The organism is Herbaspirillum sp. alder98 (genome assembly GCF_020179755.1).
Classification (GTDB): domain Bacteria; phylum Pseudomonadota; class Gammaproteobacteria; order Burkholderiales; family Burkholderiaceae_D; genus Herbaspirillum.
Window position 1 is genome coordinate 24,606 of record NZ_JAIUCY010000008.1, and the last position, 19,144, is coordinate 43,749.

The window sequence follows — 19,144 nt, forward strand, 5'->3', positions numbered from 1 at the left end:
ATGAACCTGATCCTGCAAGCACTCACCAGCAACGCCGCGGCCGCAGCCGCCATCGAATCCATTGCCGGCGTCACCGGCGCGGCCGGCGTGCAAGCCATTGCCGCTCGTGCCAGCGGCACCCAGGCCTGGCGTCTTGACGGGGCGGCGCAAGCGGCCAATGCCGAACTCGACCGCGCCTGCCTGGCCGCCGGCATCGACTACGCCTGGATCGATCCGGCGCTGCGCCTGTCCGACTTCAGGCTGGTGGCGATGGACATGGATTCGACCCTGATCACCATCGAATGCATCGACGAAATCGCCGACATGCAGGGCTTGAAGCCGCAAGTGGCCGAGATCACCGAAGCCGCCATGCGCGGCGAGATCGAGTTCAACGAAAGCCTTACCCGTCGCGTGGCGCTGTTGAAGGGGCTCGATGCCGCCGCGCTGCAGCGGGTCTATGACGAGCGGCTGCAATTGTCGCCGGGCGCCGAGCAGATGTTGCAGGCGATCCAGGCGGCGGGCCTGAAGACCTTGCTGGTGTCGGGTGGCTTCACCTTCTTCACCGATCGCATGAAGACCCGCCTCAATCTCGATGTCACGCATTCCAATACGCTGGAGATCGCCGACGGCAAGCTGACCGGCCGCGTCGTGGGCGGCATCGTCAACGCCGACGAAAAGCGGGCCACGGTCGAGCGCGTGTGCCGTGAGATCGGCGCCGAGACCCATCAGGCCATCGTCATGGGCGATGGCGCCAACGACCTCAGGATGATGGAAGTGGCCGGTCTGTCGGTGGCGTTCCGGGCCAAGCCGGTGGTGCGGGCGCAGGCCGATGTGGGCTTGAATTTCGTCGGTCTGGACGGCATCTTGAACCTGCTGGGCTGAGCGGCGGTCTGAGTGACTGGTCGCGTTTGGCGCGGCCTTGTTCACGAAAGGAGTCGCAATGACGCAGGAACTGGTGCTGGACAACAATACGCAATCGGCCAAGGAACTGGCGCGCTGGCTGTATATCATTCACGGCCTGTGCCTGGTGTTCTCGCTGGGCATGTTGTCGGTGCTGCCGTTGATCGTCAACTATATCAAGCGCGGCGACGTGCGCGGCACCTGGCTCGAGTCCCACCACCGCTGGCAGATCCGGTCGTTCTGGTGGTACGCCTTCTGGGCCGGCGCCGCATTTTTGTTAAGCCTGACCGTGATCGGCATCCCGATCGCGATCCTGATCGCCACCCTGGCCTGGATCTGGAAGGCGTACCGGATCATCAAGGGTTTTATCGATCTCAATGACAACAAGGCGATGCCGGTTTGAACGGACCGATGTTGCAGTGATCCGCTATTTGTTAGTCGACGGCACCTTCGGGTGCCGTTTTTGTTTCCTGAAGGAAAAGAGGGAATTGTCGAATCAATAACTGCAGTGCGTTGCCGAGATAGTCATCTCGAACCCTTTCGTCCATAATCTCGAAGAATTTCCCGTTATTGGCGCTGCGCACGCGAAAGCGAACGCATCCGTTGGAGCAGGAACTGCTGACCCCCCAACCCAAGAAAGCCTGCGGCATGAAAAACTGGTCGATCAAGCAACGTATCCTGGGCAGCTTCGCGCTGATTCTGATCCTGATGGCAACCATGGCCGGCATCTCGGCCTGGAACCTGTCGCGTATCGAAGACAGCGCCACCAGCCTGCGCCGTGATTCCACCCCCGGCCTGTATTACAGCACCATGATCAATGCGGCCTGGTACGAGAATCTGTTGATGGCGCAGCAGATATCCCAGGTCGACGAGACCGAGGGCGAACGCCAGGGCAACATTGCGCTGTTGCGTCGCAACGGCGAACGCCTGGACCGCTTGCAGGAAGACTACGACAAGACCGTCTTCACCGATGAAGATCGCAAGCTGTTCGTCGAATTCAAGGAAACCCGGCAGAAATACCGCGCCATCATGGGCGAGGTGCTGAAGATGGATTTCAGCCAGCGGGCCGTCGTCAACAAGGCCGTCAACGAGCAGCTTCGTCCGCAGTGGCGGCAGGGCTACCAGTTGACCCAGCGCATGGTCGAGAAGAACAAGGCGATTGCCGACGACGCTTCCAACGACATCGTCAGCGCCGTGACCTCGGCGAAATTCTCGATGCTGCTGTCGCTGATGGCCGCGTTGCTGGCCGCACTGGTGTGCGGTTTCCTGTTGATGCGGGCGATCAACGAGCCGTTGCAGCGCCTGATGGCGATCCTCGACGTCATGCGTTCGGGCGATTTCTCGCGCCGCCTCAAGCTCGAGAGCGAAGACGAATTCGGCCACCTGGCCGGTGGCTTCAATCGCATGACCGATGACCTCACTTCGCTGGTGGGGCAGGCGCAACGCTCGTCGTCCCAGGTCGCCACTTCGGTGACCGAGATTGCCGCAACCTCCAAGCAGCAGCAGGCGACCGCCGCCGAGACGGCCGCCACCACCACCGAGATCGGCGCCACTGCGCGCGAGATCTTTGCCACCTCGCGCGACCTGGTGCGCACCATGAACGAAGTCTCGGTGGTGTCCGACCAGACTTCGGCGCTGGCCGGCAACGGCCAGGCCGGTCTGACCCGGATGGAAGACACCATGGGCAGCGTGATGGAGGCGGCCGGTTCGGTCAGCGCCAAGCTGGCGATCCTCAACGAGAAGGCCGGCAACATCAACCAGGTGGTGACCACCATCACCAAGGTGGCCGACCAGACCAACCTGCTGTCGCTCAATGCCGCCATCGAGGCTGAAAAAGCCGGCGAACATGGCCGTGGATTCTCGGTGGTGGCCACCGAGATCCGGCGCCTGGCCGACCAGACCGCCGTGGCCACCTATGACATCGAGGTGATGGTCAAGGAAATCCAGTCGGCGGTGGCCGCCGGCGTGATGGGCATGGACAAGTTCTCCGACCAGGTGCGGCGCGGCATGCAGGAAGTGCAGAACGCCGGTGGCCAGCTGTCGCAGATCATCTCGCAGGTGCAGGCGTTGTCGCCGCGCTTCCAGATGGTCAACGAAGGCATGCAGGCCCAGGCCAACAGCGCCGAACAGATCAACCAGGCGCTGGTGCAGTTGTCGGAAGCCGCGCAGCAGACCGTCGAGTCGCTGCAGCAATCGAGCCAGGCCATCGAAGAACTGAACGTGGTGTCCACCGAGTTGCGCAACGGCGTATCGCGCTTCAAGGTTTCGGCCTGAGGCATTGGCGCCGCATTTCATGAACCAGAAACTGTTTCTGCTGTTTCACATCGGTCGCGACCGCTATGCCCTGCAGGCATCGGACGTGGCAGTGGTGTTGCCGCTGGCGCCGCTGAAGCAGGTGCCGGGCGCGCCGCCGTCGGTGGCCGGTCTGTTCAGCTACGGCGGGCAACATGTGCCGGTGCTTGATATCAGTCATCTGGCGCATGGCCAGCCAGCGGCCGTGCGCATGTCGACGCGGCTGGTGCTGATCCATTACGCGCTGCCCGGGCGCGCGGCGCAGTTGCTGGGCCTGGTGCTTGAAAAAGCGACCGATACGCTGCGTTGCGATCCGGCCGATTTCCAGTCATCCGGGCTGGACAACCAGGAAGCGCCGTACCTGGGCCCGGTGTTGCGACATCACGGCGAATTGCTGCAATGGATCACGGTGGATGCCTTGCTCGATGCGCGCACCCGTGAATTGCTGTTTCCCGAGCAGCCGGCAGGGGAGGCCGCATGAAGGCCTTGCACGATATCGCCGATCGGCTCAAGGCTGCGATGGGGCTGGACATGTCCACCGTCGGCAGCAGCCTGATCGAGCGCGTGGTGCGCGAACGCATGGCGGCCCTGCAGATCACCGACGACCGGCATTATCTGGCGCATCTGCAACCGGGCAGCGACGAGTTGCAGAAACTGATCGAATTGGCGGTGGTGCCGGAGACCTGGTTCTTCCGCGACCGCGAGGCGATGCTGGCACTGGCGCGCATGGGGCGCGAGAAACTGGTGGCCGGGCAATCGGCGCGCCTGCGCATCCTGAGCTTGCCATGCTCCACCGGCGAAGAACCGTATTCGGTGGCGATGGCCCTGTTCGACGCCGGGGTGCCGGCGTCGGCGTTCCAGATCGATGCCATCGACATTCGTACGCTGTCGCTCGACGTAGCCGCCACCGGCGTGTATGGGCGCAATTCGTTTCGCGGCAGCGACATGGGTTTTCGTGATCGCTATTTCACCGTGCAGGGCACCCAGTGGCGCATCGACGAAGAGGTCAAGGCGCAGGTGCGCTTTGCCGCCGGCAATATCCTGTCGGACGACTTCCTGGCCGATGCCTTGCCCTACGATTTCATCTTGTGCCGCAATGTATTGATCTATTTCGAGCGGGCGCTGCAGATGCAGGTGGTGGCGATGCTGGAACGCATGATCAAGGATGACGGCACCATCTTCGTCGGTCCCGCCGAGGGCGGCCTCATGCTCAGCCCGCGGGTGGCCTCGGCGGGTATTCCGCTGGCCTTCGGGTTTCGCAAGCGCCGTCACGATGAAGTCTTACCGGCCGCGTCGATCCCGGCCGCGCCTGCTCCCGTTTCCTTCGCTGCGGCAACCCCGGCTACGCCCAAGGCGCCCAGGGCACGTTCGTCGCGCAGCGCGCAGGTGGCGGCTCCGGTGGTCGACGCCGGTGAGCAGGACCTGCTGGCCCAGGCACGATTGCTGGCCGACCAGGGCGAGTTCAGCCGCGCCGATGCCTTGTGCGAGCAGGTCATGCTGGCCCACGGCGCCAATGCCGATGCCTTCCATCTGAAGGGCCTCATCGCCGATGCCAGCGGCGACGCCAGCGGCGCCCAGCGCTATTACCGCAAGGCGGTCTATCTCGACCCCGGGCACCACGAGGCGCTGCAGCACCTGGCCGCCTTGCTGCAGGCGCAGGGCGACCTGTCGGCGGCGCGCCTGATGCGCCAGCGCGCCGAACGGGCAGAACAATCCACGACACAGGGGGCAGGCAGCCATGGCTGAAATCGCGCTCTCGTCTTTCAACTCAGGTGACGGCATCGACGATTGCTGGAACCACATCGGCGTGCGCGGCGACAGTTCGTGCCCGGAGCTGGTCACGCACTATCGCTGCCTGAATTGCCCGACCTACGCCAGCGCGGCGCTGGTGCTGCTCGACCGTGCCATCGAAGGCGGCGCCGTCGCGCAGGAATGGGCGCAGTCGGCCGAGCAGGCGGCGCAATACGCCACCGGCGGCGACACCACCGGCGTGCGCGAATCGGCGCTGGTGTTTCGCATCGGCGACGAATGGCTGGCGCTGTCGACCGCGGCGGTGCTGGAAGTGGCCGACAGCCGGCCGGTGCATTCGCTGCCGCACCAGCGCAATGGCGCGGTGCTGGGCGTGCTCAACATTCGTGGCGCGCTGCGCATCTGCATCTCGCTGGCGGCGCTGTTCGAGATCTCCGACCAGGCCATCCGCAATACGGGTCAACCTTACATGGTGGTGGCGTTGCACGAGGGCCAGACGCTGGTGTTCCCGGTCGATGAAGTGGCCGGGGTGCAGCGGTTCGACGCTGCCACCGTCGAGCCGGTGCCGACCACGCTGGCGCAGACCGCCACGCCCTATGCGCGCGGCTTGCTGGACTGGCGCGGGCGCAAGGTTGGTCTGCTGGACCATGGCCTGCTGTTCTATGCGTTGGCGCGGAGCATGACATGAGCACGCCAGACCTGAGCCAGATGTCGATGCTGGACCTGTTCCGCTTCGAGGCCGAAAGCCAGATTCAATTGCTCAACACCAGCCTGCTGGCGCTGGAAGGGGGCGCCGATCCGGCCGAACACCTTGAGGCTTGCATGCGCGCCGGCCATTCGCTCAAGGGCGCCGCCCGCATCGTCGGCCTCGACGCCGCCGTCAGGATCGCCCATGTGCTGGAGGACTGCTTCGTGCTGGCCCAGCAAGGCAAGCTGGTGCTGGGGCGACAGCATATCGATGTGCTGCTGCGCGGCGCCGACCTGCTGGGGCGCATCGCCAGTCCACCCGATGGCGACGAAGCCTGGGCTGACAATGCCGGCAGCGTCGAGGTCGATGCCTTCATGTCGGCCCTGTCGATCGTGATGAGCGGTGGCCAGTTGCCGCCGCCGGTGGCGCCTGCAGCGGCAGCGCCAAGCGCACCGGCCGCTGCGGCTGACATCGCGTTGCCTGTGGCGCCGCCTGCACCCGCGCCGGCGGCGTCGGAAGCCCCGGCAGCGCCCACCATGTCAACGGCGGGCAATGCACGCGCGGTGCGCGTGAGCGCCGACAACCTGGACCGCCTGCTGAGCCTGTCGGGTGAATCGCTGGTGGAGTCGCGCCGGCTCAAGTCCTTTGCCGATGGCATGCTGCGCATGAAGCGCATGCAGCGCGAAGCCATGCATTCGCTGGAGTTGTTGCAGCAGCGCCTGTCGGCCTCGGATGCCGGTGAACTGGCCCACGCCGTTCTGGGCGAGGCGCGCGCGCTGATGCAGCAGAGCCAGCATCTGCTGGGCGACCAGTTGAACGAGCTGGAGGCCTTCGACCGCCGTTCGATCAATCTCTCGCAACGACTCTACGACGAGGCGCTGGCGTGTCGCATGCGACCGTTCGCCGACGGCACCGGCGGTTTTGCGCGCATGGTGCGCGATGTGGCCGCGTCGCTGGGCAAGACGGTACGGCTGGACATCGTCGGCAATGCGACCCAGATAGACCGCGACATTCTCGAGAAGCTCGAAGCGCCGCTGGGGCACCTGCTGCGCAACGCGCTCGATCACGGTATCGAATCGCCGGCAGCGCGCCAGGCAGCGGGCAAGCCCGAGCAAGGCGTGGTCAGGCTGGAGGCGCGGCACAGCGCCGGCATGCTGCATATCGAAGTGGCCGACGACGGCGCCGGGATCGACCTGGAACGCCTGCGGGCCAGCGTGATCAGCCGCAAGTTGTCCAACGAGGAAACGGTGGCGCGGCTGTCCGAGGCCGAGTTGCTGGAGTTCCTGCTGCTGCCCAGTTTCACGTTGCGCGATACGGTGACCGACATTTCCGGGCGCGGGGTTGGCCTGGATGTGGTGGCCGACATGCTCAAGCAGGTGCGCGGCACCTTGCGCATCCATACCCAGCCCGGCGCCGGCACCCGTTTCGTGTTGAAGCTGCCGCTGACCTTATCGGTCATCCGCAGCCTGCTGGTCGACATCGGCGGCGAGCCTTATGCATTCCCGCTGGCCTACGTCAATCGCACGCTGCGCCTGGCGCCGGCGCAATTGCAGACGCTCGAAGGCTATCAGCACTTCACCCATGACGGACGCCAGGTGGGGCTGGTCAGTGCCCACCAGATCCTGCAGAAAGGGCAATGGCGCGCCAGCGACGACAGCGTCTGCGTGGTGGTCATCGGCGACCATGAACACGCCTATGGCCTGGCGGTCGACGCTTTCCTGGGCGAGCGCATGCTGGTGGTGCAGCCGCTCGATGCGCGGCTGGGCAAGATTCCTGACGTGCTGGCTGGCGCCCTGATGGAAAACGGCGACCCGCTGCTGATCCTGGATGTGGCCGACATGCTGCGTTCGGTCGAGAAACTGACCTCGTCCGGCCGCCTGGAGGCCTTGCATCACACCGGCGCGACGCAGGTCGTGGGCGCGGCCCACAAGAAGGTGCTGGTGGTCGACGACTCGCTCACCGTGCGTGAGCTGGAGCGCAAGCTGCTGACCAATCGCGGCTATCACGTCAGCGTGGCGGTGGATGGCATGGATGGCTGGAACGCCGTGCGCACCGAGCGCTTTGACCTGGTCATCACCGACATCGACATGCCGCGCATGGACGGCATCGAGCTGGTCACGCTGATTCGCGCAGCGCCCAGCCTGCAGTCGCTGCCGGTGATGATCGTTTCATACAAGGACCGTGAAGAAGACCGGCAGCGAGGACTGGAAGCCGGCGCAGATCACTACTTTACCAAGAGCAGCTTCCACGACGAGAGCCTGTTACAGGCCGTCGCTGACTTGATTGGAGACGCAACATCGTGAGAATCGGGATCGTCAATGACACACCGATGATGGTCGAGGTACTACGGCGCGTGATCGCCGAAACCGGGCGCCACGAATTGATCTGGATCGCCCACGACGGCGAGGAAGCGGTGCAGATGTGCGCCTGGCAATTGCCTGACGTGGTGCTGATGGATTTGCTCATGCCCAGGATGGACGGGGTCGAGGCCACCCGCCGCATCATGCTCGGCACCCCGTGCCCGATCCTCATCGTTACCTCCGACATGGGCACCAGTACCGCCAAGATCTACGAAGCGCTGGGCCATGGCGCGCTGGATGCGACCCAGACCCCGGCGCTGATCGGCGCGGCCGGCAAGCGCGACGCCGCCGCCCTGATCGAAAAGATCGATAATCTCGGCCTGCTGCCGCCGGAAGCCGTGGCGCCGCCGGTGCGCGTCAGGGCAGCGCCGGCAGCGGCGCCGGTGGCCATTGCAAATACTGCTGCCGTGCCGCTGGTGGCCGTGGGCGCATCGGCCGGCGGCCCGGCGGCGCTGGCCCAGTTGTTGCGTGCGATTCCGGCTGATTTTGGCGCCGCGTTGGTGATCGTGCAACACATCGATGCCGCCTTTGCGCAAGGCATGGCCGACTGGCTCGGGATGCAGGCACGCATTCCCGTGCGGCTGGCGCAAGAGGGCGACTTGCCGCAGGCCGGCCAGGTGCTGCTGGCCGGTAACAACAAGCACCTGGTGTTTCGCGGTGGTGGTGCGCTGGGCTATGTGGCCGGCGCGCCATCGGATGTCTACCGGCCCTCGGTCGACATGTTTTTCCATAGCGTGGTCAAGCATTGGCCGGCCCCAGCGGTCGGCGTACTGCTCACCGGGATGGGGCGCGATGGCGCCGCCGGTCTCAAGGCCATGCGCGAGCACGGATCACACACGATTGCACAGGATCAGGCCAGCTGTGCGGTCTATGGCATGCCCAAGGCAGCGGTGGCGCTTAATGCCGCAGTCGAGGTCTTACCGGTTTCAGGCATTGCGGCAAGGCTGCAGGGTCTGCTGGCCACAATCAGTTGAAGGAACAGAAAATGATTTCGGTGCATACCGATATCCAGAATGGCAGCGCTGCGCTGTCTGCGGACGAATACAAGATCATGGTGCTGCTGGTGGATGACCAGGCCATGGTGGGCGAGGCGATCCGCCGCGCCCTGCTCAACGAAAAGAATATCGACTTCCATTTCTGCACCAACGCCGAAGAAGCGTTGGCGGTGGCCGAGCGCACCCGGCCCACCGTGATCCTGCAAGACCTGGTGATGCCGGGTGCCGACGGCCTGACGCTGGTACGCCAGTATCGCGCCAGCCCGGTGCTGGTCGATGTGCCCATCATCGTCTTGTCGAGCAAGGAAGACGCCACCGTCAAGCGCGATGCCTTCACCAGCGGCGCCAATGACTACATGGTCAAGCTGCCCGACATCATCGAACTGGTGGCGCGGATTCGTTATCACTCGCGCTCCTATATCAATGTGTTGCAGCGTGACGCCGCCTATCGGGCCTTGCGCGAGAGCCAGCAGCAACTGCAGAAGAGCAACTTCGAGCTGCAACGCCTGACCAACACCGATGGCTTGACCGGGATCGCCAACCGGCGTTATTTCGACGACTACCTCAATGCCGAATGGAAGCGGGCGCGGCGCGAGAAGCTGGAACTGTCGCTGCTGCTGATCGACGTCGATTTCTTCAAGCTCTATAACGACAACTACGGCCACGTGGCCGGCGACGCCGTGCTCAAGCGGGTGGCGCAGGTGCTCGATGGCAGCGTGATGCGGCCGGCCGACCTGTCGGCGCGATTCGGTGGCGAAGAATTCGCCATGATCCTGCCGCGTACCGACATCGCCGGCGCACATGGCATCGGCGCCAAGATCTGTGATCTGATCCAGGCCCAGCAGTTGCCGCATGCGCGCTCGACCGCCAGCCAGTGGCTGACCGTCAGCGTCGGCGCGGCCTGCGTGGTGCCGGGTGACGAACAGGACGTCAAGGAACTCATCGAGATGGCTGACCAGCGCCTGTACCAGGCCAAGCAGCAGGGGCGCAACCGCGTCGTCTGGCAGTAAGGGAATCGAACCACATGCGCGATATCGCCACACTGGAACAACTCGAAGCGCTGGCCGGACAGCAGGTAGCCGTCAGCGAATGGATCGAGATCACGCAGCAGCAGGTGGACCGGTTTGCCGACGCCACCGGCGACCATCAATGGATACACGTCGATGTCGAGCGTGCGCGGCGCGAATTGCCCACCGGCGGCACGGTGGCGCATGGTTTCCTGACGCTGGCCCTGCTGCCGCAGATACTGGCCAGCACCATCGACCTCGGTGCGCAGGTCAAGATGCTGATCAACTATGGCCTGAACCGGGTGCGCTTTCCGGCGCCGCTGCCGGTCGGCAGCCGGGTACGCGGGGTGGTGGTGCTGCAGTCGGTGGAGCGCATTCCCGGCGGCGCCCAACTGGCTTGGGAAATCACGCTGGAACGCGAAGGCGGGGACAAGCCCGTGTGCGTCGCTGAATTCCTGGTGCGCCGGTACTGAACCGGCGCACCTTCATCACGCTGCTCAGCGCTTGGCGTACTGGCTGCTGCCGAACAGCAGTTCCTTTGCCTTGTCATCGTGCAGCGGCTTGCGCTTGTCGGCCAGCACCGCCACGCCACGCTGGACTGCCGGACGCGCATTGATGGCGTCGAACCAGCGTTGCACATTGGGGTAGTCGGCCAGGTCGATGCCCTGGTTCTTGTGCGAACGGGTCCAGGGAAAGCTGGCGATGTCGGCGATCGTATATTCATCGCCGGCCAGGTAGGCATGCTGGCCCAGTTGCTTGTCCATCACCTGGTACAACCGCTTGGCTTCATTGCTGTAGCGATTGACGGCGTACTCGATCTGCTCCGGCGCATACAGCCGGAAGTGGTGCGCCTGGCCCAGCATCGGCCCCAGGCCGCCCATCTGGAACATCACCCATTGCAGCACGTCGTATTTCTCGCGGTCGGTGTTGCCGAGAAAACGCCCGGTCTTGCCTGCCAGGTAGATCAGGATCGCACCCGACTCGAACAGCGAGATCGGCTGGCCGTCCGGACCATCCGGATCGACGATGGCCGGGATCTTGTTATTGGGCGAGATCTTCAGGAATTCAGGCGTGAACTGGTCGCCGGCGCCGATATCGATGGCGTGCGCGGTGTAGGGCAGGCCGCACTCTTCCAGCATGATGTGAACCTTGTGGCCGTTGGGCGTGGCCCAGCTGTAGACGTCGATCATGGCATTCTCTTGAGGTTGATGTTCAGTTAGAGCCTGGCCAGGCGCTCCAGCGCCAGGCGCAGCGTTTCATCCTTCTTGGCGAAGCAGAAACGCACGATGCCGGATTCCTTCGGGGTGTTATAGAAAGCCGAGACCGGAATGGCGGCGACCCCGATTTCGGTGGTGAGCCACTTGCAGAATTCGGCTTCGGACAAGTCGGAGATGGCATCGTACCTGACGCATTGGAAGTAGGTGCCTTCCGAGGGCAGCAGCTCGAAGCGGGTGCCGGCCAGGCCCTGGCGGAACAGGTCGCGCTTCTTCTGGTAGAAGGCCGACAGGTCGAGATAGGGCGCCGGGTCTTTCATGTACGCGGCGAGGCCGTATTGCACCGGTGTGTTGACGGTGAAGACGTTGAACTGGTGCACCTTGCGGAATTCGGCGGTCATCGCCGCCGGGGCGGCGACGAAACCGACCTTCCAGCCGGTGACGTGATAGGTCTTGCCGAAGCTGGAATTGATGAAGCTGCGCTTGACCAGTTCCGGATGGCGCGCCAGCGACTGGTGCGGTGCGCCGTCATAGACCATGTGCTCGTAGACTTCGTCGGACAAAATCAGGATATCGGTATCACGCACGATATCGGCCAGCGCCTGCACATCGCTGGCATCGAACACGGTGCCGGTCGGATTGTGCGGGGTATTGACCATGATCATGCGGGTCTTCGGGGTGACAGCGGCGGCCACCTTGTCCCACGGGATGCTGTAGCCGCGCTCGCCGACCGTCATCTGCACAAACACCGGAATGCCGCCGGCCAATTCGATGGCCGGCACGTAACAGTCATAGACCGGTTCGATCACGATCACTTCGTCGCCGGCATGCACGGCGCACAGCACCGAGGTCAGGATGCCCTGGGTGGCGCCGGCGGTGACGGTGATTTCGCTGGCGGCATCGTAGCGATGGCCATACAGCTTCTCGACCTTGTCGGCGATGGCATCGCGCAGCAACGGCACGCCGGCCATCGGCGGATACTGGTTCAGGCCGTCCTGCATGGCATTGGTGACGGCCTGCACCAGCGCCGGGTCACAGTTGAAATCGGGAAAGCCCTGGCCCAGGTTGACCGCGCCTTTTTCGGACGCCAGCGCCGACATGACGGTAAAGATGGTGGTGCCGACGTTAGGCAGTTTGGTGACGATGTTAGTGCTCATTGCTGCGGGCCTGGTTGGTTTTGCGAGGCCGTTATTTTAGCTGGAATCGGCAGCAGCGATTATTGCGATGCGGCATGAGCATATGCCTGGCGGCACTATAGCGGCGCGCGATCGAAGAAGGCATCCGCGCGCCAGTGCTGGGGTTGCACGATGGCAAACATGCCGTTGCGGTTGGTGCGACGGGCCAGCTTGAGCACCGCACGGTCCTTGCTTACCAGCACATGGGCCTGGCATTGCAGCGCCAGTTCAAGAAACTTCTGGTCGTCACGGTCGCTGCAGATCGGCAGGCCGAAGGTATTGACCTGCTGCACCGGCAGGCAATGCAGCAGGCGATCGAATTCATCGCAGATAGCCTGGCGGTCGGTGGCCAGCGCCGCCAGGTGCGGATAGTCGAGCACCGCCAGCCATTCGCTGCGGCAGTCGTCGCGCGTAAATGCCTGCACGCTGCCGTCGTTGAGCGCCTGCAGCAGCGCGTGCCAGCGCGGATCGCGAAAGACGAACAGGTCGAGGCAGACGTTGGTGTCGAGTACCAGGCGCTGGCGGGGGAGGGGCTGGGGTGCGGGACTTGCCTGGTTGTTGCTCATCAGTTAATTGTTTAGTGCTTGAAGTGACCGGCGATATCAGTTGTCGATGCCGCCATTGTTGGGGGGCAATGTTTCATGTGACTGAAACAGGTCGCCGCCGTTTTCGAGCGCATCATACCCCTGATCCGTCAGGCGCCAGAAATTATGCATGTCGACCGCCACCAGGCGACGGTCATTGAGCAGCCGCAGGTGATGCAGGATCTGTTCCGGCGCCTGCTTGCCGGCCAGCTCTCCTTGGATCTTCTCGACGTCGCCATAGGTGGTGCCGAATAACGCCAGGGTCTTGAGAATGTCGCCCATCAGGGCCTTGTCCCGTTTCATGGTCTGCCTCCTGCTTTGTGATGGTGTTGATAATGGTCCCGTATCGACTAACTGAATAGACCGCAAAGCAGGCGGCGAGTGCCAGCCATCTGATCCTGCCCTGGTTAACGGCAGGCAATGGCGCCGACTTGAGCCGCACGCAACGGCTGTGCTTTCTGTATCATTGCCGCCATCCTGTAGACCTGATGACCAAGATACTCCCATGCTGATTGTTCTGTCTCCCGCCAAGTCGCTTGATTACGACAGCGCACCCACTACCGACATCCACACCACACCCGGCTTCGTGCCACGCTCGGCCGAGCTGATCGAGATCCTCAAGAAGCTGTCGCCGGCCGAGATCGGCAGCCTGATGAGCATCTCCGACCCGCTGGCGGTGCTCAATGCCGGGCGTTACGCGTCGTGGTCGCGCAAGTTCACGGCCAAGAATGCCAAGCAGGCGGTGCTGGCCTTCAATGGCGATGTCTACGAAGGGCTGGATGCGGCATCCTTGAATGCCCGGCAACTCGATTACGTGCAGGGCCACGTGCGCATCCTGTCGGGCCTGTACGGCATGCTGCGTCCGCTGGACCTGATGCAGCCTTACCGCCTGGAAATGGGGACCAAGCTGGCCAACGCGCATGGCCGCGACCTCTATGCGTTCTGGGGCGATGAAGTCACGCAGGCGATCAACGTCGAACTGGCGCAGCAGAAGGCGCCGGTGCTGGTCAACCTGGCCTCGGAAGAATATTTCAAGGTAGTCCGGCCCAAGCTGCTCAAGGCGCAGGTGATCGCCCCGGTGTTCGAGGACTGGAAGGGCGGCAAGTACAAGATCATTTCGTTCTACGCCAAACGCGCGCGCGGCTTGATGGCCCGTTATGCGGCGCTCAACAACATCAACCAGCCCGAGAAGCTCAAGGGCTTCGATCTGGATGGCTATGCGTTTGCCGAAGATGCTTCCAACGAGCGCAGCTGGGTGTTTCGTCGACGGGTGGCGGACTAGTCATTCTGGCGGACTCTGCAGTAACAGACGCTGGGTCCTGACATGCGTCAGGACGACGGGGAGGGGTATTGCAGGTTTCCGTAGTCCTGGCGAAGGCCGGGACCGAGCGTCTTCTTTCCGGAGCAGTCAATCGCCCAACAAAAAACCCTCGCAATGTGAATTGCGAGGGTTTTTTGTTAGTACCAGCGGTAACGGGTGCTTACCAGATCTTCCACCAGGGACCAGCCTTCTTCTTGGGGCCGCCGGTGTACCACGAGCTGTTCGGGTAGGTCGCCTTGATCACGCGCTCGGTGTCGTCACGCAGCTTGGTCTGGCCCAGTGCGTCGTAGGAGCGCATCAGGATGAACAGCGCTTCTTCATTGGCCGGCGAGTCAGGGTATTGCTTGATGGCAGCCTGGGAACGGTTGGCTGCCGATACGTAGGCGCCGCGGCGGAAGTAGTAGTTGGCCACGTGCACGTCGTACTGCGACATGGCGTTGACCAGGTACTTCATGCGCGCCACCGCATCAGGGGTGTACTTGCTTTCAGGAAAACGTTCTGCCAGCAGCTTGAACGAGTCGAACGCGTCGCGCATGGCCTTGGGGTCGCGCTCGGTGTTGTCCTGGTCGGTGAAGGTGTCGAAAATGCTGGTGCGATCGTTGAAGTTGATCAGGCCACGCAGGTAATACATGTAGTCGACATTGGGATGGTTCGGGTGCAGCTTGATGAAGCGGTCAGCTGCCGCCAGGCCCTGCGCCTGGTCGTTCTGGCGGTAGTAGGCGTAGGCGATATCCATTTGCGCCTGCTGGGCATAGGTGCCGAACGGATAACGCGATTCGAGCTTCTCGAAGTACTTGATTGCCTTGTCGTAGCCACCTGCGTTCAGTTCGTCCTTGGCTTCCGAGTATAATTTGCCCGCCGACCAGCCGACTGTCTCGTCCTTTTGCTCCGGCAGCAAGCCGCAAGCAGCAAGCGACAGGGCGAAGGCTACGGTGATGAATTTAAATAAGATTTTTTGCATGTTTTGCATGACTCAGTGTGCGTGTCTGATTGCGTGTCCGTAAAGGCGTGCCAGGTACGAGGCGCCTGTCTGAGCCGGCTGCAAAGGTTACCCAATCCAACCCGCCCAATCCGGCGATTATAGCTGATGTCACGTAAGAAACCCCCTCAGATTACAAATGACGAGCAGCCTGTAAATCCAGGTTTGCCAACTCCCCTGGAAATCGACGAGGTCGATGAAGGCGACGAGGCGCTCGATGATGCCGCCTCGACGCTGGCCCCGATTTCGCTGCGGCTGACCGATGACGCCATCGGGCAGCGCCTGGACAAGGTGCTCTCGGGGCTGATCCCCGAGTTTTCCCGCAACCGCATCCAGCAATGGATCGAAGACGGCCATGTCACCGTCGATGGCGCCACCGCCAAGATCAAGACCACCATGCTGGGCGACGAGCAGATCGAGATCGCCCCCCAGGCCGCGCCGCAGGATCACCCGTACGAACCCGAGGCGATGGCGCTCGATATCCTGCACGAGGATAAATCGATCATCGTGCTCGACAAGCCGGCCGGGCTGGTGGTGCATCCGGCCGCCGGCAACTGGAGCGGCACGCTGCTCAATGGCCTGCTGCATCATTGCCCGGCGCTGGCTCAGGTGCCGCGCGCCGGTATCGTGCATCGGCTGGACAAGGAAACCAGCGGCCTGATGGTGGTCGCCAAGACTCTCGCGGCCCAGACCGACCTGGTGCGCCAGTTGCAGGCGCGCACCATGAAACGCCAGTATCTGGCGCTGGTGTGGGGCACGCCGCAGTTGAGCGGCACGGTCGATGCGCCGATGGCGCGTCATCCGCGCGACCGCATCAAGATGGCGGTCTCCGAAAGCATGTACGCCAAGACGGCGGTGACCCATTACCGCAAGCTGGCCACCGGGCTGATCGATCGCAAGCCGGTGAGTTTGCTGCACTGTCGCCTGGAGACGGGGCGCACGCACCAGATCCGTGTGCACCTGCAGTCGCTCGGCTTTCCGCTGGTGGGCGATGCGCTGTACGGCAAGCACCATCTGATTCCGGTGTTTCCGCGCCAGGCGCTGCAAGCGGCGCGGCTGGGCGTGGTGCATCCCGGTAGCGGCAAGTTCCGTCAATGGGCCGCGCCGCTGCCGCAGGATATCGTCGAACTGCTGCAACGGGCAGGCATCGATCCGGCGCTGGCGGTGATTCCCGAAATGTCGGATGACCCGGACCCGGTCTCGGGTGACGTCGACGACGACTATTAATTAAGGAACCGCATGCAGCTGCTGATGCCCGACTGGCCCGCGCCGCCCAATGTGGGCGCGTTCGCCACCATGCGCGCCGGCGGTTTCAGCCTGGCGCCGTATGACGATGGCGCCGGTGGTGCGGGCCTCAACCTGGGCAATCATGTCGGCGACGACCCGCTGCTGGTGGCGGCCAATCGGTCGCTTCTGGCGCGCCTGCTGCCGCAGGAACCGGCCTGGTTGACGCAGGTGCATGGCACCACCGTATGCGATGCGGCCACCGTGGCGGCTGGCGCCGAAGGGGATGGTTGCGTCAGTGACCAGCCCGGTGCGGTGTGCGTGATGATGACCGCCGACTGCCTGCCGGTGCTGTTGTGCGATCAGGCCGGCAGCGTGGTGGGGGCGGCGCATGCCGGTTGGCGCGGACTGGCCGCAGGCGTGCTTGAGCAGACAGTGGCCTCCATGCGCGCGCGCGGCGCCGGGCGCATCATGGCCTGGCTGGGGCCGGCCATCGGCGCCCGCCAGTTCGAGGTCGGGGCCGAGGTGCGGGATACCTTCGCGCAGCATGATCCGGCGGCGTTGCAGGCGTTCACGGCGCGTGAGCAATCGGGCAAGTTCCTGGCCGATATCTACCACCTGGGGCGGTTGCGGCTGCGCAGCGCCGGCGTGGACGACATCAGCGGCGGCGGCCTGTGCACGGTCAGCGATGAACGCTTCTATTCCTATCGACGCGACAAGACCACGGGGCGCATTGCCTCGCTGATCTGGCTCAAGTAGCCATCAGCATTCAGCGGTCCGCGTCCTTCTCCTTGAAGTCGAGCAACACCTGTATCAGTGCCCGCGTATGACTGGGCAAGCCCTCCAGCGTGCGTACGCACACCTGCAGTTGTCGCCGGGCCCATGGGTCGGCCAGCGGCACCATCCTGATCTGTAACTGGCTGGCGGCTGTCCTGGCGGCCGTCTCGGGGATGACGGCCACGCCCACGCGTTGTTCGACCATGCGGCAGATGCCGTCGAAACTGCGCAGCCGCACCCGGTATTGCAGCGGCCGTCCGGCACGGGTGGCGTGGCCGCCCAGGTGCTGTTGCAGGGCGCTGTCGCCGGACAGGCCGACGAAGTCCTGGTCCAGCAATTCGCTAAATGAAAGCGATTTGCGGCGCGCCAGCGGATGGCGCGTCGGCAGCACCGCGACCAGGTGATCCGGGCGGAAGGTGAAGGTCTGCAACGGCCCGCTATCGGTGGAGTCGACGATGATGCCGACATCGGCCGCGCCTTCCGTGACCGCCTGCACGACTTCATAACTGAGTTTTTCCTCGAGTTCGATGTCGGTATGGGGGTGCGCGCTCAGGAAGGCGGCCAATGCCTGCGGCAGGAATTCGGTCATGGCCGAGGTATTGCACAGCAGGCGGATGCGGCCCTTGAGGCCGTGCGCGTATTGCCCCAGTTCGTCGCGCAAGCGGTCCATCTGCTGGCCCATCATGCGCGCGTGATGCGCCAGCGCACGGCCGGCGTCGGTGGTGCACACGCCGCGCCGGTTGCGTTCCAGCAAGGCCGTCCCCAGGGCATCTTCCATATTGCGTATCCGCTGGCTGGCCGAGGCCAGCGCCATGTGTGCGCGCGCCGCGCCGGCGGTGATGCTGCCGCTTTCAACGATATGCAGGAAGAGTCGCAGGTCGGACAGGTCGAAACGGTAGCTCATGGCATTCCTCGGGACGGGCGAATCAGGCTTCGGAAAACCCGAAGGCTGGCTAAGTGTATTCCACATTTTCAGGTTCCGGCCGCGCTGGCAGACTGCTGCCATTGCGGTGGTAAATGGGTAAACGGGTAACCAGGGCAGGGTGGTCAGGATGCAGGCAATACTTTCCTTCATGGGCATGAGCAGTGCCGAGCTGGCGCTCAGCCTGGCGGTATTTCTGCTGGCCGGCTTCGTCAAGGGCGTCATCGGCCTGGGTTTGCCGACGGTGGCGGTGGGCTTGCTGAGCCTGGTGATGTCGCCGGTGCAGGCAGCGGCCCTGTTGATCGTGCCGTCGATGGTGACCAACGTCTGGCAGTTGCTGGCCGGTGGCGCCTTCATGGCGCTGGCGCGACGCCTGTGGAGCATGCTCGCCGGCATCGTGCTGGGCACGCTGGTGGGACATGGCTGGATGTCGGTCGATGGCGGGCAGCGCGCCAGCATGGCACTGGGTGCGGCGCTGGTGTTGTATGCGCTGGCCGGCCTGGCTTCGTTCAAATGGTCGGTCACGCCCGGCCAGGAGCGCTGGTGCTCGCCGCTGGCCGGCATGCTGACCGGGCTGATCACCGCCGCCACCGGCGTATTCGTGATACCGGCCGTGCCTTATCTGCAGGCGCTCGACCTGGAGCGTGAACAAATGATCCAGGCGTTGGGATTGTCGTTCACCGTCTCGACCCTGGCGCTGGCGCTCAACCTGGGGCAGGCGGGCCTGCTGGGGTCGGGCGTGGCCGGTGCTTCGCTGGTGGTGCTGTTGCCGGCGCTGCTGGGGATGAGCATCGGCGGCTGGCTGCGCGGGCGCGTGCCGGCGCCGGTATTTCGCCGTTGCTTCTTTATCGGGCTGATGCTGCTGGGGGCGCATCTGGTGGTGCAGGGAGTGTGGCGAGCATGAGCCGGCGCCAGCGTCGCAGTTGGAACATCGACGGACCCCGTCTGCTGCCACGCAACGAGGTCCATGTGTATGCC

Annotated in this window: 21 protein-coding genes; 14 read left to right on the top strand and 7 right to left on the bottom strand. The window is 63.9% G+C overall.

The window, feature by feature from the left end:
* Both serB and LBW87_RS17460 read left to right on the top strand, forming a co-directional pair.
* Complete coding sequence (serB, locus tag LBW87_RS17455; protein ID WP_225202740.1) at positions 1 to 861, top strand: phosphoserine phosphatase SerB; 861 nt, start codon at positions 1 to 3, stop codon at positions 859 to 861.
* 58 nt (positions 862 to 919) lie between these two features.
* Positions 920 to 1,282, top strand: a complete 363-nt coding sequence (locus LBW87_RS17460; protein WP_225202741.1) for a DUF4870 family protein — start codon at positions 920 to 922, stop codon at positions 1,280 to 1,282.
* Between the two features lie 31 nt (positions 1,283 to 1,313).
* Here LBW87_RS17460 and LBW87_RS17465 read toward each other — a convergent pair whose 3' ends face one another.
* Positions 1,314 to 1,547: a hypothetical protein gene (locus LBW87_RS17465; RefSeq protein ID WP_225202742.1), complete on the bottom strand. Its 234-nt coding sequence runs from the start codon at positions 1,545 to 1,547 to the stop codon at positions 1,314 to 1,316.
* On the opposite strand from LBW87_RS17465, the gene LBW87_RS17470 reads away from it, so the two are divergent.
* The 8 genes from LBW87_RS17470 to LBW87_RS17505 are packed head-to-tail and all read left to right on the top strand — an operon-like array spanning position 1,528 to position 10,443.
* Complete coding sequence (locus LBW87_RS17470) at positions 1,528 to 3,153, top strand: methyl-accepting chemotaxis protein (RefSeq protein WP_225202743.1); 1,626 nt, start codon at positions 1,528 to 1,530, stop codon at positions 3,151 to 3,153. The genes LBW87_RS17465 and LBW87_RS17470 overlap by 20 nt on opposite strands.
* A gap of 19 nt (positions 3,154 to 3,172) precedes the next feature.
* The gene (locus tag LBW87_RS17475) at positions 3,173 to 3,652 is read left to right on the top strand and encodes a chemotaxis protein CheW (protein WP_225202744.1); all 480 of its coding nucleotides are present in this window, start codon (positions 3,173 to 3,175) and stop codon (positions 3,650 to 3,652) included.
* Positions 3,649 to 4,917, top strand: a complete 1,269-nt coding sequence (locus tag LBW87_RS17480) for a CheR family methyltransferase (protein ID WP_225202745.1) — start codon at positions 3,649 to 3,651, stop codon at positions 4,915 to 4,917. Before LBW87_RS17475 ends, LBW87_RS17480 begins: the two co-directional genes overlap by 4 nt.
* Positions 4,910 to 5,608, top strand: a complete 699-nt coding sequence (locus LBW87_RS17485) for a chemotaxis protein CheW (protein ID WP_225202746.1) — start codon at positions 4,910 to 4,912, stop codon at positions 5,606 to 5,608. Before LBW87_RS17480 ends, LBW87_RS17485 begins: the two co-directional genes overlap by 8 nt.
* Positions 5,605 to 7,911 carry a hybrid sensor histidine kinase/response regulator gene (locus tag LBW87_RS17490; RefSeq protein WP_225202747.1) on the top strand — a complete coding sequence of 769 codons (2,307 nt, stop codon included), beginning with the start codon at positions 5,605 to 5,607 and terminating at the stop codon, positions 7,909 to 7,911. The genes LBW87_RS17485 and LBW87_RS17490 overlap by 4 nt, the downstream gene beginning before the upstream one ends.
* Entirely contained in the window at positions 7,908 to 8,942 is a 1,035-nt protein-coding gene (locus LBW87_RS17495; RefSeq protein ID WP_225202748.1) for a chemotaxis response regulator protein-glutamate methylesterase, read from the top strand. Before LBW87_RS17490 ends, LBW87_RS17495 begins: the two co-directional genes overlap by 4 nt.
* A gap of 11 nt (positions 8,943 to 8,953) precedes the next feature.
* Entirely contained in the window at positions 8,954 to 9,973 is a 1,020-nt protein-coding gene (locus LBW87_RS17500) for a diguanylate cyclase (RefSeq protein WP_320442740.1), read from the top strand.
* 14 nt (positions 9,974 to 9,987) lie between these two features.
* On the top strand, positions 9,988 to 10,443 hold the full coding sequence (locus tag LBW87_RS17505) for a MaoC family dehydratase (RefSeq protein WP_225202749.1): 456 nt from the start codon (positions 9,988 to 9,990) through the stop codon (positions 10,441 to 10,443).
* Positions 10,444 to 10,467: 24 nt separating this feature from the next.
* Here the strand turns inward: LBW87_RS17505 and LBW87_RS17510 are convergent, their stop codons facing one another.
* From LBW87_RS17510 to LBW87_RS17525, 4 genes are all read right to left on the bottom strand, one after another.
* Entirely contained in the window at positions 10,468 to 11,160 is a 693-nt protein-coding gene (locus tag LBW87_RS17510) for a glutathione binding-like protein (RefSeq protein ID WP_225202750.1), read from the bottom strand.
* Between the two features lie 26 nt (positions 11,161 to 11,186).
* Positions 11,187 to 12,341, bottom strand: coding sequence for a pyridoxal phosphate-dependent aminotransferase (locus LBW87_RS17515; protein WP_225202751.1), 1,155 nt, complete (start codon positions 12,339 to 12,341; stop codon positions 11,187 to 11,189).
* Positions 12,342 to 12,436: 95 nt separating this feature from the next.
* Positions 12,437 to 12,925, bottom strand: a complete 489-nt coding sequence (locus LBW87_RS17520; protein WP_225202752.1) for a putative toxin-antitoxin system toxin component, PIN family — start codon at positions 12,923 to 12,925, stop codon at positions 12,437 to 12,439.
* 36 nt (positions 12,926 to 12,961) lie between these two features.
* Positions 12,962 to 13,246, bottom strand: coding sequence for a hypothetical protein (locus tag LBW87_RS17525; protein ID WP_225202753.1), 285 nt, complete (start codon positions 13,244 to 13,246; stop codon positions 12,962 to 12,964).
* A gap of 202 nt (positions 13,247 to 13,448) precedes the next feature.
* On the opposite strand from LBW87_RS17525, the gene yaaA reads away from it, so the two are divergent.
* Positions 13,449 to 14,225 carry a peroxide stress protein YaaA gene (yaaA, locus tag LBW87_RS17530; protein ID WP_225202754.1) on the top strand — a complete coding sequence of 259 codons (777 nt, stop codon included), beginning with the start codon at positions 13,449 to 13,451 and terminating at the stop codon, positions 14,223 to 14,225.
* A gap of 199 nt (positions 14,226 to 14,424) precedes the next feature.
* Here the strand turns inward: yaaA and LBW87_RS17535 are convergent, their stop codons facing one another.
* Positions 14,425 to 15,225 (bottom strand): outer membrane protein assembly factor BamD, encoded by an 801-nt coding sequence (locus LBW87_RS17535; RefSeq protein WP_225202755.1) that lies wholly within the window; start codon positions 15,223 to 15,225, stop codon positions 14,425 to 14,427.
* A 126-nt stretch (positions 15,226 to 15,351) separates the two neighbouring features.
* Between LBW87_RS17535 and LBW87_RS17540 the strand changes: the two genes are divergently transcribed.
* Together LBW87_RS17540 and pgeF are read left to right on the top strand one after the other, a co-directional pair.
* Positions 15,352 to 16,470 carry an RluA family pseudouridine synthase gene (locus tag LBW87_RS17540; protein WP_225202756.1) on the top strand — a complete coding sequence of 373 codons (1,119 nt, stop codon included), beginning with the start codon at positions 15,352 to 15,354 and terminating at the stop codon, positions 16,468 to 16,470.
* Between the two features lie 12 nt (positions 16,471 to 16,482).
* Entirely contained in the window at positions 16,483 to 17,226 is a 744-nt protein-coding gene (gene pgeF, locus LBW87_RS17545; protein WP_225202757.1) for a peptidoglycan editing factor PgeF, read from the top strand.
* 10 nt (positions 17,227 to 17,236) lie between these two features.
* On the opposite strand, the gene LBW87_RS17550 is transcribed toward pgeF, so the two are convergent.
* On the bottom strand, positions 17,237 to 18,148 hold the full coding sequence (locus tag LBW87_RS17550) for a LysR substrate-binding domain-containing protein (protein ID WP_225202758.1): 912 nt from the start codon (positions 18,146 to 18,148) through the stop codon (positions 17,237 to 17,239).
* A gap of 148 nt (positions 18,149 to 18,296) precedes the next feature.
* Here LBW87_RS17550 and LBW87_RS17555 point away from each other — a divergent pair, with 148 nt between their 5' ends.
* A complete protein-coding gene (locus tag LBW87_RS17555) occupies positions 18,297 to 19,070 on the top strand; it encodes a sulfite exporter TauE/SafE family protein (RefSeq protein WP_225202759.1) in 774 nt (257 codons plus the stop codon).
* The last annotated feature ends 74 nt before the right edge of the window (positions 19,071 to 19,144 follow it).

What these genes read in the sequence shown, in the direction of transcription:
- serB (WP_225202740.1), top strand. Translation starts at nt 1, where the DNA reads ATGAACCTGATCCTGCAAGCACTCACCAGCAACGCCGCGGCCGCAGCC.
- LBW87_RS17460 (WP_225202741.1), top strand. Translation starts at nt 920, where the DNA reads ATGACGCAGGAACTGGTGCTGGACAACAATACGCAATCGGCCAAGGAA.
- LBW87_RS17470 (WP_225202743.1), top strand. Translation starts at nt 1,528, where the DNA reads ATGAAAAACTGGTCGATCAAGCAACGTATCCTGGGCAGCTTCGCGCTG.
- LBW87_RS17475 (WP_225202744.1), top strand. Translation starts at nt 3,173, where the DNA reads ATGAACCAGAAACTGTTTCTGCTGTTTCACATCGGTCGCGACCGCTAT.
- LBW87_RS17480 (WP_225202745.1), top strand. Translation starts at nt 3,649, where the DNA reads ATGAAGGCCTTGCACGATATCGCCGATCGGCTCAAGGCTGCGATGGGG.
- LBW87_RS17485 (WP_225202746.1), top strand. Translation starts at nt 4,910, where the DNA reads ATGGCTGAAATCGCGCTCTCGTCTTTCAACTCAGGTGACGGCATCGAC.
- LBW87_RS17490 (WP_225202747.1), top strand. Translation starts at nt 5,605, where the DNA reads ATGAGCACGCCAGACCTGAGCCAGATGTCGATGCTGGACCTGTTCCGC.
- LBW87_RS17500 (WP_320442740.1), top strand. Translation starts at nt 8,954, where the DNA reads ATGATTTCGGTGCATACCGATATCCAGAATGGCAGCGCTGCGCTGTCT.
- LBW87_RS17505 (WP_225202749.1), top strand. Translation starts at nt 9,988, where the DNA reads ATGCGCGATATCGCCACACTGGAACAACTCGAAGCGCTGGCCGGACAG.
- LBW87_RS17510 (WP_225202750.1), bottom strand. Translation starts at nt 11,160, where the DNA reads ATGATCGACGTCTACAGCTGGGCCACGCCCAACGGCCACAAGGTTCAC.
- LBW87_RS17515 (WP_225202751.1), bottom strand. Translation starts at nt 12,341, where the DNA reads ATGAGCACTAACATCGTCACCAAACTGCCTAACGTCGGCACCACCATC.
- LBW87_RS17520 (WP_225202752.1), bottom strand. Translation starts at nt 12,925, where the DNA reads ATGAGCAACAACCAGGCAAGTCCCGCACCCCAGCCCCTCCCCCGCCAG.
- LBW87_RS17525 (WP_225202753.1), bottom strand. Translation starts at nt 13,246, where the DNA reads ATGAAACGGGACAAGGCCCTGATGGGCGACATTCTCAAGACCCTGGCG.
- yaaA (WP_225202754.1), top strand. Translation starts at nt 13,449, where the DNA reads ATGCTGATTGTTCTGTCTCCCGCCAAGTCGCTTGATTACGACAGCGCA.
- LBW87_RS17535 (WP_225202755.1), bottom strand. Translation starts at nt 15,225, where the DNA reads ATGCAAAAAATCTTATTTAAATTCATCACCGTAGCCTTCGCCCTGTCG.
- LBW87_RS17540 (WP_225202756.1), top strand. Translation starts at nt 15,352, where the DNA reads ATGTCACGTAAGAAACCCCCTCAGATTACAAATGACGAGCAGCCTGTA.
- pgeF (WP_225202757.1), top strand. Translation starts at nt 16,483, where the DNA reads ATGCAGCTGCTGATGCCCGACTGGCCCGCGCCGCCCAATGTGGGCGCG.
- LBW87_RS17550 (WP_225202758.1), bottom strand. Translation starts at nt 18,148, where the DNA reads ATGAGCTACCGTTTCGACCTGTCCGACCTGCGACTCTTCCTGCATATC.
- LBW87_RS17555 (WP_225202759.1), top strand. Translation starts at nt 18,297, where the DNA reads ATGCAGGCAATACTTTCCTTCATGGGCATGAGCAGTGCCGAGCTGGCG.